Origin of the sequence: Streptomyces sp. DT2A-34 (assembly GCF_030499515.1) — a bacterium.
GTDB lineage: Bacteria > Actinomycetota > Actinomycetes > Streptomycetales > Streptomycetaceae > Streptomyces.
The window spans coordinates 9,295,591-9,310,096 of record NZ_JASTWJ010000001.1; the positions used below are offsets into that span (position 1 = coordinate 9,295,591).

10 protein-coding genes and 2 pseudogenes are annotated in these 14,506 nt (G+C 70.2%); 4 read left to right on the plus strand and 8 right to left on the minus strand.

From position 1 onward, the window contains the following. Nucleotides 1-345: 345 nt before the first annotated feature. Entirely contained in the window at nucleotides 346-726 is a 381-nt protein-coding gene (locus tag QQM39_RS41525) for a hypothetical protein (RefSeq protein WP_302002730.1), read from the minus strand. 338 nt (nucleotides 727-1,064) lie between these two features. Between QQM39_RS41525 and QQM39_RS41530 the strand changes: the two genes are divergently transcribed. Beyond that, nucleotides 1,065-2,543, plus strand: a complete 1,479-nt coding sequence (locus QQM39_RS41530) for an MFS transporter (RefSeq protein WP_302003909.1) — start codon at nucleotides 1,065-1,067, stop codon at nucleotides 2,541-2,543. A gap of 26 nt (nucleotides 2,544-2,569) precedes the next feature. On the opposite strand, the gene QQM39_RS41535 is transcribed toward QQM39_RS41530, so the two are convergent. Beyond that, complete coding sequence (locus tag QQM39_RS41535; protein ID WP_302002731.1) at nucleotides 2,570-4,564, minus strand: GDSL-type esterase/lipase family protein; 1,995 nt, start codon at nucleotides 4,562-4,564, stop codon at nucleotides 2,570-2,572. 233 nt (nucleotides 4,565-4,797) lie between these two features. On the opposite strand from QQM39_RS41535, the pseudogene tgmA reads away from it, so the two are divergent. After that, nucleotides 4,798-4,986, plus strand: a pseudogene (tgmA, locus tag QQM39_RS41540) (putative ATP-grasp-modified RiPP); the annotation flags it as partial. A 14-nt stretch (nucleotides 4,987-5,000) separates the two neighbouring features. Continuing rightward, a complete protein-coding gene (locus QQM39_RS41545; protein ID WP_302002732.1) occupies nucleotides 5,001-5,957 on the plus strand; it encodes an MvdC/MvdD family ATP grasp protein in 957 nt (318 codons plus the stop codon). Nucleotides 5,958-5,987: 30 nt separating this feature from the next. Here QQM39_RS41545 and QQM39_RS41550 read toward each other — a convergent pair. From QQM39_RS41550 to QQM39_RS41565, 4 genes and pseudogenes are all read right to left on the minus strand, one after another. Beyond that, a pseudogene (locus QQM39_RS41550) lies at nucleotides 5,988-6,852 on the minus strand (sugar phosphate isomerase/epimerase family protein). Continuing rightward, nucleotides 6,849-7,865 (minus strand): Gfo/Idh/MocA family protein, encoded by a 1,017-nt coding sequence (locus tag QQM39_RS41555; protein ID WP_302002733.1) that lies wholly within the window; start codon nucleotides 7,863-7,865, stop codon nucleotides 6,849-6,851. The pseudogene QQM39_RS41550 and the gene QQM39_RS41555 overlap by 4 nt, the downstream one beginning before the upstream one ends. A 22-nt stretch (nucleotides 7,866-7,887) precedes the next feature. Further along, a complete protein-coding gene (locus tag QQM39_RS41560; protein WP_302002734.1) occupies nucleotides 7,888-9,294 on the minus strand; it encodes a sugar porter family MFS transporter in 1,407 nt (468 codons plus the stop codon). 11 nt (nucleotides 9,295-9,305) lie between these two features. Beyond that, nucleotides 9,306-10,232 carry a TIM barrel protein gene (locus QQM39_RS41565; RefSeq protein ID WP_302002735.1) on the minus strand — a complete coding sequence of 309 codons (927 nt, stop codon included), beginning with the start codon at nucleotides 10,230-10,232 and terminating at the stop codon, nucleotides 9,306-9,308. A 243-nt stretch (nucleotides 10,233-10,475) separates the two neighbouring features. On the opposite strand from QQM39_RS41565, the gene QQM39_RS41570 reads away from it, so the two are divergent. Continuing rightward, a complete protein-coding gene (locus QQM39_RS41570) occupies nucleotides 10,476-11,477 on the plus strand; it encodes a LacI family DNA-binding transcriptional regulator (RefSeq protein ID WP_302002736.1) in 1,002 nt (333 codons plus the stop codon). A 70-nt stretch (nucleotides 11,478-11,547) separates the two neighbouring features. Here QQM39_RS41570 and QQM39_RS41575 read toward each other — a convergent pair whose 3' ends face one another. Both QQM39_RS41575 and QQM39_RS41580 read right to left on the minus strand, forming a co-directional pair. Continuing rightward, a complete protein-coding gene (locus tag QQM39_RS41575; protein WP_302002737.1) occupies nucleotides 11,548-12,552 on the minus strand; it encodes a substrate-binding domain-containing protein in 1,005 nt (334 codons plus the stop codon). Nucleotides 12,553-12,852: 300 nt separating this feature from the next. Beyond that, complete coding sequence (locus QQM39_RS41580; protein WP_302002738.1) at nucleotides 12,853-14,178, minus strand: NlpC/P60 family protein; 1,326 nt, start codon at nucleotides 14,176-14,178, stop codon at nucleotides 12,853-12,855. Nucleotides 14,179-14,506 lie beyond the last annotated feature (328 nt).

The following is a 14,506-nucleotide window of genomic DNA, read 5'->3' on the forward strand; positions in this document are numbered from 1 at the left end:
GTGACGGAGACGTCGAGCCACTCCCCGGTGGCGACCGCGAAGGGCAGCCGGACCTCGCCGAGGACCGAGTAGGTGCCGTTCACGCAGACGTGCTCGCGCAGCACGCCGGGGCTGCCGGCGCGCAGCTGCCACATGTAGTTGTTGGCGGTGTTGGCGGCGCGGAACCACAGTCCCGCGGCCACGGTGGTGATCTTCAGGCGGGTGCTCAGGGTGCCGTCGGTCATGACCGGTCCGGCCGGCACCCAGATCGGCTCGGCCTTCCACTCGTCCTCGACCGAGGTGGCCAGCAGCACGGGCCGGGACCAGGCGGACCGCTTCTCGCCCCAGCTTCGCACCCGCCACCAGTTAGGCGGTACGGGGCTCCAGGGCCGGCCCGCCGTACGGTACGGCGGTGGAGGCGGCGGACTCCTGCCTGCCGGAGTCCCAGATCAGCCGGTCCTCCTCGAAGCCGGCCGGAGTGGCGGCCAGCTGCAGCTGGTAGGCCTGCTGGACGGTTCCGGCACCGAAGTCCGGCATCTGCCAGCTGAACCGGGGGCGTTGCCCGGCGCTCGTGCCCAGTGCCTGCGGCAGCAGATCCGCCGGCATTCCGCTCGGCGCGGGCGGCTGCCCCACCGTGGCGGCGGCCGACGGAGCGGCGGCGAGGGCCCGGGGGCCGGTCAGGACGACGGAGGCGGCCGTGACTCCGCCCAACTGCAGAAGTCTTCGACGCGACAGGTCCCAGGACATGGTGCACCCTCGGTTCGGTTCGTTCGTGAAAGGTTTCAAGCCGATTGCCCGGAGGTTGGGGTTCCGCGTCGGATGCGGTCAATGCCCATGGTCGGGATGAGGTGGGCGAGGAATTGAAACGATTTAGCCACGGCCTTTCAGAGGGTGGCCGTGGCGTGGACCGGGCCGCAAGGTGATCGACTGGAGGTCACCTTGATGGCGGCGTACGGTCGAATGGTGCGCGCACCAGCCACTTGACCCTCGTCCGAGGGCGCGATGCGATGAGCAATCCCGAGCCCACACCCGAAACGCGGACCACCAGCCCGGAGCAGAGGCCGGGCGATGGCCGGGGCAGCGGTATGGCGCTGCTGGTCATCGCCTCCTGCCAGTTGATGGTGGTGCTCGACATCACCATCGTGAACATCGCCCTGCCGGACATCCAGCGCTCGCTCGACTTCTCCACCACGAGCCTGTCCTGGGTGATCAACGCCTACACGCTCACCTTCGGCGGACTGCTGCTGCTCGGCGGCAGGATGGGCGACATCCTCGGCAGACGGCGCGTCTTCATCTTCGGCGTACTGCTCTTCGTACTCGCCTCGTTGCTCGGCGGCATGTCCCAGAACGAGTGGCAACTCCTCGCCGCTCGTGCCCTGCAGGGCGTCGGCGGCGCCATCGCGTCCCCGACCTCCCTCGCCCTGATCAGCACGACCTTCCCCGAAGGGCCCGCACGCAACAGGGCGTTCGGGGTGTTCGCCGCGGTCTCGGCGGGCGGCGGCGCGATCGGGCTGCTGGCCGGCGGCATCCTGGTCGAGTGGCTGAACTGGCGCTGGGTGCTGTTCGTCAACGTGCCCATCGGGCTGCTCATCGCGCTCGCCACCCCGCGCTGGATCCGGGAGTCCGAGCGCCACCCCGGTCACTTCGACCTGGCGGGCGCGCTGGCCTCCACCATCGGCATGGTGCTGCTGGTGTACGGCTTCATCCGGGCCGCGCAGGACGGCTGGCGGGACCCGCTCACCCTGGCCGCGTTCGGGGCGGCCGTCGTCGTGCTGCTCGCGTTCGTTCTGATCGAACGGCGCTCCCGGCAGCCGATCACACCCCTGCACATGTTCGCGGACCGCAACCGGGCGGGCACCTACGGCATGATGCTGAGCCTCGCCGCCGCGATCTTCGGCATGTTCTTCTTCCTCACCCTCTTCGTCCAGAACGTGCTGGACTTCAGCCCGCTCCAGGCCGGCCTTGCCTTCCTCCCGGTGAGCGCCGTCATCGCGGTGGGCGCGGGGCTCGCCTCCCAACTCCTGCCGAAGTACGGGCCAAAACCCTTCATGGTGACCGGCGCCATCCTGGCCGCCACCGGCCTCGCCTGGCTGACCCTGACCGACGTCCACTCCACCTACGCCGGCAGCATCCTCGGCCCGATCCTCGTGTTCAGCCTCGGTATGGGCATGGAGTTTGTGTCGCTGACCCTGATGGCGCTGTCCAACGTGGCCACCCGGGAGACGGGCGCCGCCTCCGGACTCCTCAACGCCACCCAACAGGTGGGCGGTTCCCTCGGGCTGTCCATACTGGTCACGGTCTTCGGTACGGCCAGCCGCAACGAGGCCGACCAACAGATCCCCGCCTTCATGTCCCAGGCGACCCCCGGGGAGCGGCTGCGCTTCGAACGCACCGGGCAGCTCCCCGCGCAGTACGCCGACGAGATCCTTACCGCTGGAGTCTCCGCCGCCTTCATCACGGCCGCGATCTGCACCGCGATCGCCGCGGTGATCGCCCTCCTCGTCATCCAGGTCCGCCCCTCCGACCTGGAACGGCTCCAGGGCGGAGGAATGCCGACCGCCTGAGATCACGTCTGTCGCAGGCGCATCCGTCAGCCGCCGATTCTCGCCGCGATGATCGGTGCCAGGCGGTCGGCGATCACGCGGTGGCCCTGGTCGTTCGGGTGGACGGAGTCCGTCAGATCGCCGGAGCCGAGCCAGCCCGTCGTGTCGACGAACGAGACCCGGGTGTCACCGCCGTCGACGGCCGCCTTGACGGCCGCTTCGGTCTGCGGGACGTAGCGACCGCGGAAGGTCTCCAGGGCGAAGATCCAGGCGCGGGGATAGGCGGCGCGGACCTTGCGCAGCAGGCTGGTGTACGCCGGCTGGAACTGCGTGGAACTGACGCCGTGCCCCACGTCGTTGGTGCCCAGGTTGATGACGACCGCGTCCGCCTGGTAGCGGGAGAAGTCCCAGTCGGGGGTGGGGGAGTTGGGATTGAGCCTGGTGAACTGCTGCTCCAGGCCCACGCATCCGTCGGCCGTGGCGACCAGACAGGCACCGCCCTGGGCGATCTGGGTGTGCTCCGCACCGAGCCGTTCGCCGATCAGCCAGCCGTACGCGGTACGGGCGTTCTGCGAGGTCGTGGTGCCCACCGTGATCGAGTCGCCGACGAACTCGATCACCTTGGCGGGAGCCGACGGTGCGAAGGTGGTCGCGCCGCTGTCGAGGACCAGCCCCTGGAAGACGGCGTCGCCGCGGTACGAGCCCGCGACCACCTGGTAGTTGACCTGGAGCGTGTGGTTTCCGGAGGCCAGGGCCGTCGGGGTCAGGTCCACGGTGCCCTTGACGTCGTCGTAGAACTTCACCGGCCCGTTGTCGATGCGCGCCCAGAAGTCGATCGTGTTCCGCTGCTTGAGCTTGACCGTGCGGCCGGTGAACCCGACCCGGTAGTACGCGCCGGCCCAGTACGGGGTGTAGAGGGTGCTGGAGCTCCGGGTGTCCCAGCGGCCGACGAACTTGATGTTGGGGTCGCCGGGCTGGCCGGGAGCCGCGGCCTTGGTGGACACGTCGGCGGCACTGCCCAGTCGGTCGGCGATGACGGGCGCCAGGCGGCCCGCGAACTTGGTGTGTCCCGCCTCGTTGGGATGGCCGTTGCCGTCCTCGTAGTCGGTGCCGTCGGTGAGCCAGCCCGTGGTGTCGACGTAGTGCACCTTGGCGTCACCGGAGTTGTTGCGGGCGCTGACGGCGGCCCTGGTCTCCGTCACGTAGCGCTTCTTGAGCGTCTGCACGGCGAAGAGGCGCGCCTGGGGGTGCTTGGCGCGCACGTCGCTCAGGAACTTGGTGTACGCCGCCTGGAAGGCGGAGCCGGACACGCCGTGGCCGATGTCGTTGGTGCCCAGGTTGACGACGACCGCGCTCGCCCCGTAGCGGGAGAAGTCCCAGCTCTGGTCGCCGGTGCTGCCGGTCCTGAAGTACTGGCCGCTCAGGCCCGTACAACCGGACTGGGCGACCAGGCAGTAGCCCGCGCGGGCGATCCTGGTGTGCCGCATCCCCAGCCGCTCGCCCGTCTTCCAGGCGTACGAGTCCAGTGCCAGCCGGTCGGTGAGGGCGCCGGCGGTGATGGAGTCCCCGACGAACTCGACCACCCCTGACGGCACGGTCGGACTGACCGTGCGCGCGCCGGGGTCCAGTACCAGGCCCTGGAAGACGGTGTCGCCGGAGCGGTAGGAGATCCGCAGGGTGTGGGTGCCGGGGGACAGGGGCTGGGGAGTGAGGTTCACCGTTCCGCGCACGCCGGCGTGGAAGACGTCGGGTCCGCCGTCGACGCTCGCGTAGAAGTTGACCGCGTCCCTCGCCCTGACCTTCACCGTGGTGCCGGTGAAGGCCGTCTGAAGGTACGCGCCGGACCAGTGGGGCACGGCGGCGGTGCCCGAACTCGTGTCCCAGCGGCCTACGTAGACGATGTTGGGGTCGGACACCGAACCGTCACCGGCCGCTGCCCGCGCCGGAGAGCCGCCCGCCCAGGACAGGGAGAGCAGGCAGGCGACGAGCGCTGCGGTGAGAAGGATTGAAAGGGTGCGTCTGGGGTGGGGGGTTGTCTGCACGGGGATCCCTTTCACGTGGGGGTTGGGAGCGCTCCCATGTAGAACTGTGTTTCGAGAGAAGCAATGAAACGGTTCAGCGTCAAGGACTTCTGTTGACGAGTCAGGGAATCCGGGCGAGAGGTGCGACAGGTGTGACGACCTTCACGCCGATGTGGCGGAAAGTGATGAATTCCTTACAGAAAAGGCGCGTAAGTGACGGTGATTCACGCGCACTTCACAGGAGGTTCACCAAGCGACCGTTCACCCTCAACTACACCCTCCCCAGCAGTCTTTCCCACGCGGTGACGCCGTATCACTTCGACCCGGCCCGCCAGTTGAACGTGCTGCCCGACGGCCGCCCCGCCGTCAGTGACCCGGACCTGCTGCTCGCGGTCGGCACCACGACGTCCACCGCCGGATCCGCCACCCACTTCGACGACTGACGATCCGTACGCGAATGACCGTACTGATCCTGACGTGCGAAGAGGACGTGACCGCCGACATGGTGGTGGCCAGGCTGCACGGGACAGGGACTCCCGTGCTGCGGCTGGACCCCGCCGACCTGCCGGGCAAGGCCGTGCTGTCCGCCGACTACGCCCATGGTGACTTCGACGGGCACCTGTCGGTCAACGGACATGTGCTCAGCATGAGCGGCCTGCGCTCCATCTGGGTGCGCAGGCCCGGCGAACCGGCGGCGCACGCGGCCGACCCCTCACCGTGGCTGACCGCCGAGACCCGGCAGGCGCTGTACGGGATGCTCCACTCCGCCGCCGCGCGGTGGATGAACCATCCGCGCAACGCCGACCAGGCCCGGCTGAAACCCTGGCAGTTGAGGGTCGCCCACCTCAGCGGCTTCGCCGTACCGCCGACGGTCTTCACCACGTCACCCCGGCTGGCGCGGGAGTTCGCCGAGGAGTACCGGGACGTGGTGGTGAAGTCCGCCTCGGGGCCGCCGCCCGGCGACCCCGCGCCGGCCCTGCCGACCACCCTCGTCGGCTCCGACGCGGACTTCTCCGCGGTCGCGGCCGGGCCCGCGCTGCTCCAGCGGTACGTACCCAAGCGGGCCGACATCCGGCTGACCTGCGTCGGTACCCGGCTGTTCGCCGCGCGCAAGACCGCCGAACCGGGCCAGGTCGACGGCCGCTACGGCGACACCGGGCACGCCTGGGAGGCGGTCCCGGTCCCCGAACGCATCGGCAAGGCGGTGCACGAGTACGTCACCCTCGCCGGACTGGCGTACGCCGCCTTCGACTTCGCCGAGGACGAGCACGGCATCTGGTGGTTCCTGGAGTGCAACCAGGGCGGCCAGTTCGGCTTCGTCGAACTGGAGACCGGGCAGCCGATCTCGGCGGAGGTCGCCCTGTGGCTGGCTCACCGCAGGACGGACCGCCGCGCTCCCGAGGGCCGCCGGTGAGTGTCGCCGGGGCCGGGGCCCGGCGTACTGCTACGCGGCCAGCTCCTTGCGGATGCGGTCCAGCATGAACGCCGAGGACTCGCGGGCCCGTTCCTCCCAGGCGAAGACACAGGCCGTGGCGAGGCCGTCGAAGTTCAGCTCGCGCAGCGTGCCGAAGAAGGCGTCCCAGTCGACCTCGCCCTGCCCGATGTCCAGGTGCTGGTGGATCCGGGCCGGGGTGCCGGGCGGGTTGAGGATGTAGCGCAGGCCGGAGGAGCCCTTGTGGTTGAAGGAGTCCGCGATGTGCACATGCTGGAGCTTGTCGCCCGCGTAGCGCATCATCGCCGCGATGTCCGCCGTCGGGTCCGCGCCCGACAGGTGGAAGGAGTGCGGCGCGCAGTAGAGGTAGTTCACCCACGGCTTGTCGATCGCCCGCACGAGGTCGACCGCGGGGGTGTTCTCCTCGCAGAAGTCGTCCGGGTGCGCCTCCAGGTTCAGAGCGATGCCTTCGCGCTCGAACACCGGGAGCAGCTCCTCCAGCGAGCGCCAGAAGGCCGCCTCGCTCTCGGCGGCGCGCTCGGGGCGGCCGTTGAACTCCGAGTTCATCAGCGGACATTCGAGTTCGGCGGTGATCTCGATCATCCGCTTCCAGTACCGCACGGCGGCCTGCCGCTCGGTCTCGTCCGGCGACGACCACCTGTACAGCGGCAGCACGGAGGACAGCTGGACGCCGTGCGTGCGCAGGGAGTTCTTCAGCTCCCCGATCCGCTCGTCGTCGGCGCGGGTGCAGGAAGAACGGCATGAAGTCGTCGCGGGGCGACAACTCAAGGTACTCGTAGCCGAGTTCGGCGACCGTGCGCACCATCTCGTCGATGGGGAGCGCGCGGAGCATGTACGGGTCGAGGGCGATTTTCACGCGGCACCTCCGTAGAAGGCAGGTCGGGGCTTGAGGTCGGTGGCGATGACGCGGCCCGACTCCAGGGCCTCGACGGTCGCGGTGGTGATGACGGTGGCGGCGTAGCCGTCCCAGGCCGAGGGCCCGGTGGGCTCGTCGCCGGCGGCGATGCCCGCGATCCACTCGCGGAACTCGGTGTCGAAGGCGTCCCGGAAGCGGCTCACCCAGTCCGTGAGCACCTCGGTGCTGTGCCGAGCGGCGGTGCGCACGCCGACGGCGGCCGGGTCGGGCAGCCGTACGAGGCCCTCCTCGCCCACCGCCTCGCACTGGATGTCGTAGCCGTACTGGCAATTGACGAAGACCTCCAGATCGATGCGGACGCCCTTGGCGGTCTCGAAGAGCATGATCTGCGGGTCCTTGAGGTGCTCGAACCGCTTGCTCGTGGCGCGCGGTGTGATCACCTGGGTGGAGACGATCTCGTCGTCGAGCAGCCAGCGCAGCACGTCCACCTCGTGCACGGCCGTGTCCAGCGCGGCCATGCCGGAGGTGTACGACTCCGGGACGGTCGGGTTGCGGTGGGCGCAGTGCACGATCAGCGGCTCGCCGATGCGGCCGGAGTCGATGACCTGCTTCATCTGCCGGTAGCCGGCGTCGTAGCGGCGCATGAAGCCGACCTGGACCAGGCGGCGGCCGTGTGCCGTCTCGGCCTCGACGATCTTCAGGCAGTCCTCGGCGGTGGTGGCGAGGGGCTTCTCGCAGAACACCGGCTTTCCGGCGGCGATCGCGTTCAGCACGTGCTCGGCGTGGGTGGGGCCCCAGGACGTCACGAGGACGGCGTCGACGTCGTCCGCCGCGATCACGGCCGCGCCATCGGACAGCACCCGGGCCCCGACCGGCGCCGCCGCCTCCTCGGCGCGGGCGGCGTCGATGTCGGTGACCGCGGTGACGCGGGCACCTGTGACGGTATCGGTGAGGCGCCGGATGTGTTCCTTGCCGATCCAGCCGACGCCGATGACGCCTACACGTACGGTCATTTGCATTCCTTATGACAGAGGGTCAGGAGAAGCGGGCCCGGAGTTCGGCCTCGAGGGTTTCGAGCGAGCGGCCCTTCGTCTCGGGGACGTAGCGCTTCACGAAGGCGAACGAGAAGACACCCGCCACCACGAAGAGGAAGAAGGTGTCGGAGATCCCGATACCGGAGACCAGAGACGGGAAGACCAGTCCGATCACGAAGTTGGTCAGCCACAGCACCACGGCCGCGACACCCATCCCGAAGCCGCGCATCCGCATCGGGAAGATCTCCGACAGCATCAGCCAGGTCACCGGCGAGATCGCGCCCTGCTGGAAGGCGAGGAAGGTGACGGTCATGGCGAGCACGGCGTAGGCACGGCCGTCACCGGACGGCAGCACCAGCGAGAAGACGCCGATCAGCAACAGGGCGGCGGTGGTGCCCAGCTGACCGGCCATCAGCATCGGGCGACGGTTGACCCGGCCGAGCAGCCAGATCCCGACGAAGGTGGCCAGCACCGAGATGACGCCGTTGGCGATGTTCGCCGTGAGCGCGCTGTCCGCGGCGAAACCGGCGTCGGTGAGGATCTGGGTGCCGTAGTACATGATCGTGTTGACGCCGGTGATCTGCTGCACGATGGCGATGCCGAAGCCGACGGACATCAGCTTGCGCACCCAGGGCGTGGCCTTCAGGTCCTGCCGGCCGCCGAGCTTCTCCTGCTCCTCCTTGACGGCGAGCGCGGAGACCTCCGCGAGCTCGGCCTCGGCCCGCTGCCGGGACCTGACCTGCTTGAGCACGTCCAGGGCCTCGCTGAAGCGGGCCTTGGAGGCGAGCCAGCGCGGGCTCTCCGGCATCACGAGCATGCCGAACCAGAGCACGACGGCCGGGACGGTGGCGATCACCAGCATCCAGCGCCAGACCCCGCCGGACTCGCCGCCCACCCGGGCGATGATCGCGTTGGAGGTGAACGCCAGCAACTGGCCGCTGACGATCATGAGTTCGTTACGGGTGACCAGTGCGCCGCGCCGCTCGGCGGGCGAGACCTCCGCGAGGTAGACCGGCACGGTCACCGACGCGCCGCCGACCGCGAGGCCGAGCACGAACCGGGCGACGACCATGACGGCGGTCGTCGGCGCCAGCGTGCAGCCCAGCGCGCCGAGGGTGAGGATCGTGCGGCGCCGCCCGCGCGCGTCCGACAGCCGCCCGCCGGTCACCGCGCCCAGGGCGGCACCGAGGAGGAGCGAACTGGTGACCATGCCCTCGGTGACCGGGGTCAGGCCCAGGTCGTCGGTCATGTACGGCAGGGCGCCGTTGATGACGCCGGTGTCGTAGCCGAAGAGCAGTCCGCCGGAGGTGGCGATGACGGTGATGAGCCGCAGCCTGCGCGAGACCGCCGGCGGGGCGTCGTCCGTGACGGGGGCGGGGGCCTGGGGCGCGTCGTCCTTGAGATCCACGGGCCGCCCCCTTACCGGTCGAGAGTCATCAGGGTCGGGCGTCGCGTCCCGGTGAGGCCGCAGCCAGCCAGGTGCTCGCGGGTGCTCACCGCGATGGGCAGCGGCACCTCGGGTGCGCACGGGTACAGGTCCTGCTCGACGATCACGAACAACTCGGCGCCCAGTAGGGCGAGTTCGGCCACCACATCGGCGGGGTTCGGCACGCCGACGGGCGGCGAGGCACACACGCCGCGCTTGACGGCCTCGCCGAACGACAGGTCCTCCGCGGCGACCTGAGCGAGGATCTCCGGGTCCATCTGCTTGATGTGCACGTACCCGACGCGCTCGCCGAAGCGGCGGATCAGGTCGAGGTTGTCGCCGCCGCCGTAGGCGACGTGCCCGGTGTCCAGGCACAGGTTCGTGTAACGGGAGTCGGACTCGTTGAGCAGCCGCTCGATCTCCGGCTGGGTCTGGATGTGGCTGTCGGCGTGCGGGTGGATGACCAGGCGTACGTCGTACTCGTCGAGGAGCAGCTTGCCGAGCCGGTCGGCGGCCTTGCCGAAGCCCGCCCACTGCTCGGCGGTGAGCTCCGGCGACTCGGTGAACGCGCCGGTCTTCTCGTCCCGGTACATGGGCGGGATGAGGACCAGGTGATGGGCGCCCGCGGCGGCGGTCAGCTCCGCGACCTGGCGGACATGGGCGAGCATCCCGTCCCACGCCTCGGGCCGGTGCAGCGCGCCGAAGGCGGTGCCGCCGGAGACCTGGAGGCCGCGGGAGTCCAGTTCCCCCTTGAGCTGCCGCGGGTCGGTGGGCAGGTAGCCGTACGGCCCGAGTTCCAGCCACTGGTAACCGGCCCGGGCCAGCTCGTCGAGGAAGCGGGTGTACGGGACCTGCTGGTCGTCCTCGGGGAACCAGACGCCCCAGGAGTCGGGGGCCGAGCCCAGGCACAGGTTGCCCACGGTGGTGCGGAGCGAGGTTGGCGCCTTGCCATGACGGGTCCTTCGGGGAGGGGGCGGAAGTCGGGGGATGTATCCGCAGATCGTTTGTTGCGCTCTACTAGCGCGCTCTAGTGCGAGTACGATGACCCTGGTCCAAATGTCATGTCAATAGCTTGTTGTCAGGAGATTTCCCGACCCGGCTAAGGTGATCGGCGTCGAAGGGTGGGTTCACAGGTGGATGCATCGGGCAGGCAGCGGCCCACGATGGCGGATGTCGCCGAGAAGGCGGGCGTGTCCCGAGCGCTCGTCTCGATCATCTTCCGCGACCTGCCGGGTGCGAGCCGCGAGACCCGCGAGCGGGTGCTGCGCGTCGCCGACGAGATCGGCTACCGCCCCGACAACGCGGCCCGGCTGCTCGCCCGCGGCCGCAGCCGCACCCTCGGCGTGATGTTCACCGTCCACCAGTCCTTCCACATGGACCTCATCGCCGGCATCTACCCCGAGGCCGAGCGGCTCGGCTACGACGTCCTGCTCTCCGCCGCCGCCCAGGGCCGCAGCGAGGAAAAGGCGGTCGAGGCGCTGCTCGGCCACCGCTGTGAGGCGGTGATCCTGCTCGGCCCCGACGCGGATCCCGCCTACCTCGACGGACTCGGCCGCCGTACCGTCACCGTCTCGGTCAGCCGCCGGGTGCCCCAGGCACGCGTGGACTTCGTGCACAGCGCCGAAGGCAAGGGCGCCCGGCAGGCCATGGACCACCTCGTGGAACTGGGCCACCGCCGGATCGTGCACATCGACGGCGGGCGCGGCCCCGGCTCGGCCGAGCGGCGGCGCGCCTACCGGGCCGCGATGCGCAGACACGGGCTGGAGGCCGAGCAGCGGGTGATCCCCGGCGCGCACACCGAGGACTCGGGCATCGAGACGGGCCGGATGCTGCTGGCCGAGCGCGACCAGGGGCTGCCCCTGCCCACGGCGGTCCTCGCGGGCAACGACCGGTGCGCGATGGGCCTGCTGATGACCCTGACGCGGGCGGGCGTCGAGGTCCCGCGCGACATGTCCGTGGTCGGCTACGACGACAGTCATCTCTCCCACCTGATGCCGATCGGCCTCACCACGGTCCGCCAGGACGCCGTCCTCATGGCCGAGAACGCGGTCCGCTTCGCCGTGGACCGGCTGGAGAATCCCGAACTGGAGCCCCGCGAGGCCGTACTGGACCCCAAGCTCGTCGTCCGGGGCAGCAGTGGGCCGGCCCCGCAGGAGCCGGCCTGAGAACGAACAGCGGCGAGGCCGGCCGCGTCCCGTCGCGGCCGCGGCCGACCTCGCCTGTCCATGGACGCGCCTAGCGCGTGCCCTTGGCCGCGAACTCCGCGACCGCGTCGACGTTGTCCTTGGTGATGAACGCGGGTCCGGTCAGCACCGGAGCGGTGCCGCCGCCGCTGAAGTTGCCGTTGGTCTTGTACAGCCACAGCGAGTCGACCGCCAAGTAGCCCTGCAGATAGGGCTGCTGGTCGACGGCGAACTCGACCTTTCCGTCCTGGACGGCGGTGACCAGCTCCTTGTTGAGGTCGAAGGTGGCGATCTCGGCCTTGCTGCCGGCGTCGGCGACGGACTGCACGGCGGTGAGGGCGAAGGGGGCGCCGAGGGTGACGACCTGGTCGATGGAGGAGTCCTGCTGGAGCTTGGCGGTGATGGTCGACTTCACCGAGGGCATGTCGGTGCCGTTGACGTAGAGGTTGTCCGTCTTGCCTTTGAAGCCCTTCTTCAGACCGGCGCAGCGGGCTTCGAGGGCGACATGGCCCTGTTCCTGGATGACGCACAGGGCGTGCTTGGCGCCGCTTGAGTTGAGCTTCTCGCCGAAGGCCTGGCCGGCGATGTTCTCGTCCTGGCCGAAGTATTCGAGCATGCCGAGGTCTTTCCAGTCGTCCAGGCCCGCGTTGAAGCCGACGACGGGGATGCCGGCGGCGGTGGCCTTGGCGACGACGGCCTTCATGGCGCTGGGCTTGGCGGCCGTCAGGGCGATGCCGTCGACCTTTTGGTCGATGGCGTTCTGGACGAGGCTGGCCTGGTTGCCGGCGCTGGGGTCGGACGAGTAGACGAGCTTGATGTTGTCCTTGGCGGCGGCGGCCTCGACTCCCTTGCGGATCAGGTCCCAGAAGGTGTCGCCGGGGGCCGCGTGCGTGATCATGGCCACGGTCATCCGGGGCGTGGTCGCCTGGCCCGCCGAAGCGTCCGCGGAGCCCTCCTCGGACTGCTTGCCTCCGGAGCTGCTGGAGCATCCCGCTGCGAACAGGCCTGCGGCCAGGGCGGCGGCCGTCAGTGTGGCGGCTCGGTGGTGTCTGCGCATGTCCCATGCACCTCCCTGTGCTGGTCGGGGCGGGTTCTCAGGTGGGGGAGGTTCACGGGTACCGCCCGTTGGATACCGACTGGAGCGCTCCACTAGCGCGCTCTAGTGGCAGGTACTATGCGGCTGCCGACAGATGATGTCAATGGATTTGTCAGGACGTATCGACAAAGCCGAGGTGGGAGGGGGCGTCGCCGGGGATGGCGGGTGCGCCGTTCGGGGTGCGGTCCGGGAGAAAGAAGACCACCCCGCCTTGAGGAAGACGGGGTGGCAGCGGCTGGTCGACGGCTGACGGCTGACGGCTCAGGCGGGCCGTATCGCGCTGTGGATCGCCGACTCCCCGGCGTAGTGGATCGACTCCTCGCGGATGGCTGCCCCGGGCCCTGGGGCGTGGATCATCATGCCGTTGCCGGAGTAGATACCGACGTGGCCGATGTGGAAGAGGACCAGGTCGCCGGGTTCGAGGTAGGTGAGGGCGATTCCCTGGCCGGCGGTCGCCTGCTCCGGTGCGGTGCGCGGGAGGGTGATGCCGGCGGCCTTCCAAGCTGCCTGGGTGAGGCCGGGGCCGTCGTAGGCGTCCGGGCCCGTCGTGCCCCAGACGCAGGGTTTGCCGATCTGGGCTCGGGCGAAGGCGAGGGCGCGTACGGCTCGCGTGTCCTGCGGGGCTGCCGAGGTGAGGGGGGTGCTCCTGTCGAGGGCCTGGCTCGTCGTGGTGGGCCAGGCCGTCGTGCCGGGCGGGACGGTGGTGAGGTCGGCTGCGGACTGCGCCCGCAGTGCCTGCCACTGGGCCTCGGCCGAGGGCTGGACCTGGGGTGCGGTGCCACTCCAGGTGTCGGCGGCGGGCAGGGCCTCGACGGCAGCGAGCGGCGTGCCCTGCTGGGCGGTGTACACGGACAGCACCTCGCGGGCCCGGGCGAGCTTGCGCTGGTTCTGCTCCTTGGCCGCCCGTAACGCGGACCGCTGCTGGGGCTCGGCCGCTGTTTCGGCGACCGGAGCGGGCGGCGCAAGGGCCGACCGGGTGCTCCAGCCGGTCTGCGTGGTCTCCTGCGGTGCCTCCGGGGCAGCCGGCAGGGCGGCGATCGGGCCGGCGGTGAGTTCCGCCACGGGAGCCGTCCCCGTCGCCGGAGCGGACGTCAGCTCGGCGACCGGCGCGGCGGGTAGCTCCAGTGCGGCGCGGCCGGACGCCTCCCGTCCACGATCGGCGAGACCGTCCCCCGCGCGCTCCGCCGGGCGGGTGCGCGGCGTCTCGGCGGGTCGCTCCGGCATCCTGCCGGCGGGCAGCGCTGCCGGAACGGTCGGACCCAGCTTCGAGCGGACCGCGTCGAACCACTGCCGGGCGGCGTCGTCGAGAGCGGGGTCGCCGCGCCTGCCCTCGTCGCCCCGGACTGCGGCGGGTGTGCCTGCGGCGCCCGTCGGCCGTTCGGCTCGCTTGCGCGGTCCCGTAGCCGCGGCGCGGGTGGCGTTGAAGGTTCCCGTGTCGGACTCGGCCCGGTCGTAGAGCGAGCTGACCCGCCGGCTGACCTCCTCACGGCTCGGCGTCTCGTCCCCGACGGAGGGGGCGGCGTTGGCCGTCTGTGCGAGCAGGGCCACAGAGGTGAGGGCCGCCGACGCGAGTGCGGAATTGCGCATGCCGGGGAGGCTCAAAGCCCCCGGACGCGCGGTGCGTTCCGACGCCATGGGCGACGTACTCCTTCCGTACTCCGCCTACCGAGTCAGCGGTGGGGCCCCCAGGCCGTTCAGGCTCTGGGAGAGGGTTCGGGCGGTCGGTTCCGGAAGGTGTGCCCTACGGTCCTTGCCCTGAAGGGCAGTTGGGCCGATTCACCCCGATTTTCGGTTGGGTCCCCGGCTCCAGCGAACCCTTGCGGGCGCACCGGAATCGGCGGAGGCCGCACGTCCCGACGGGGTTCGCCGGAGGTCGTCGTGCGGCCTGAGGCGTAACCTAACCAACTTGTGAGCC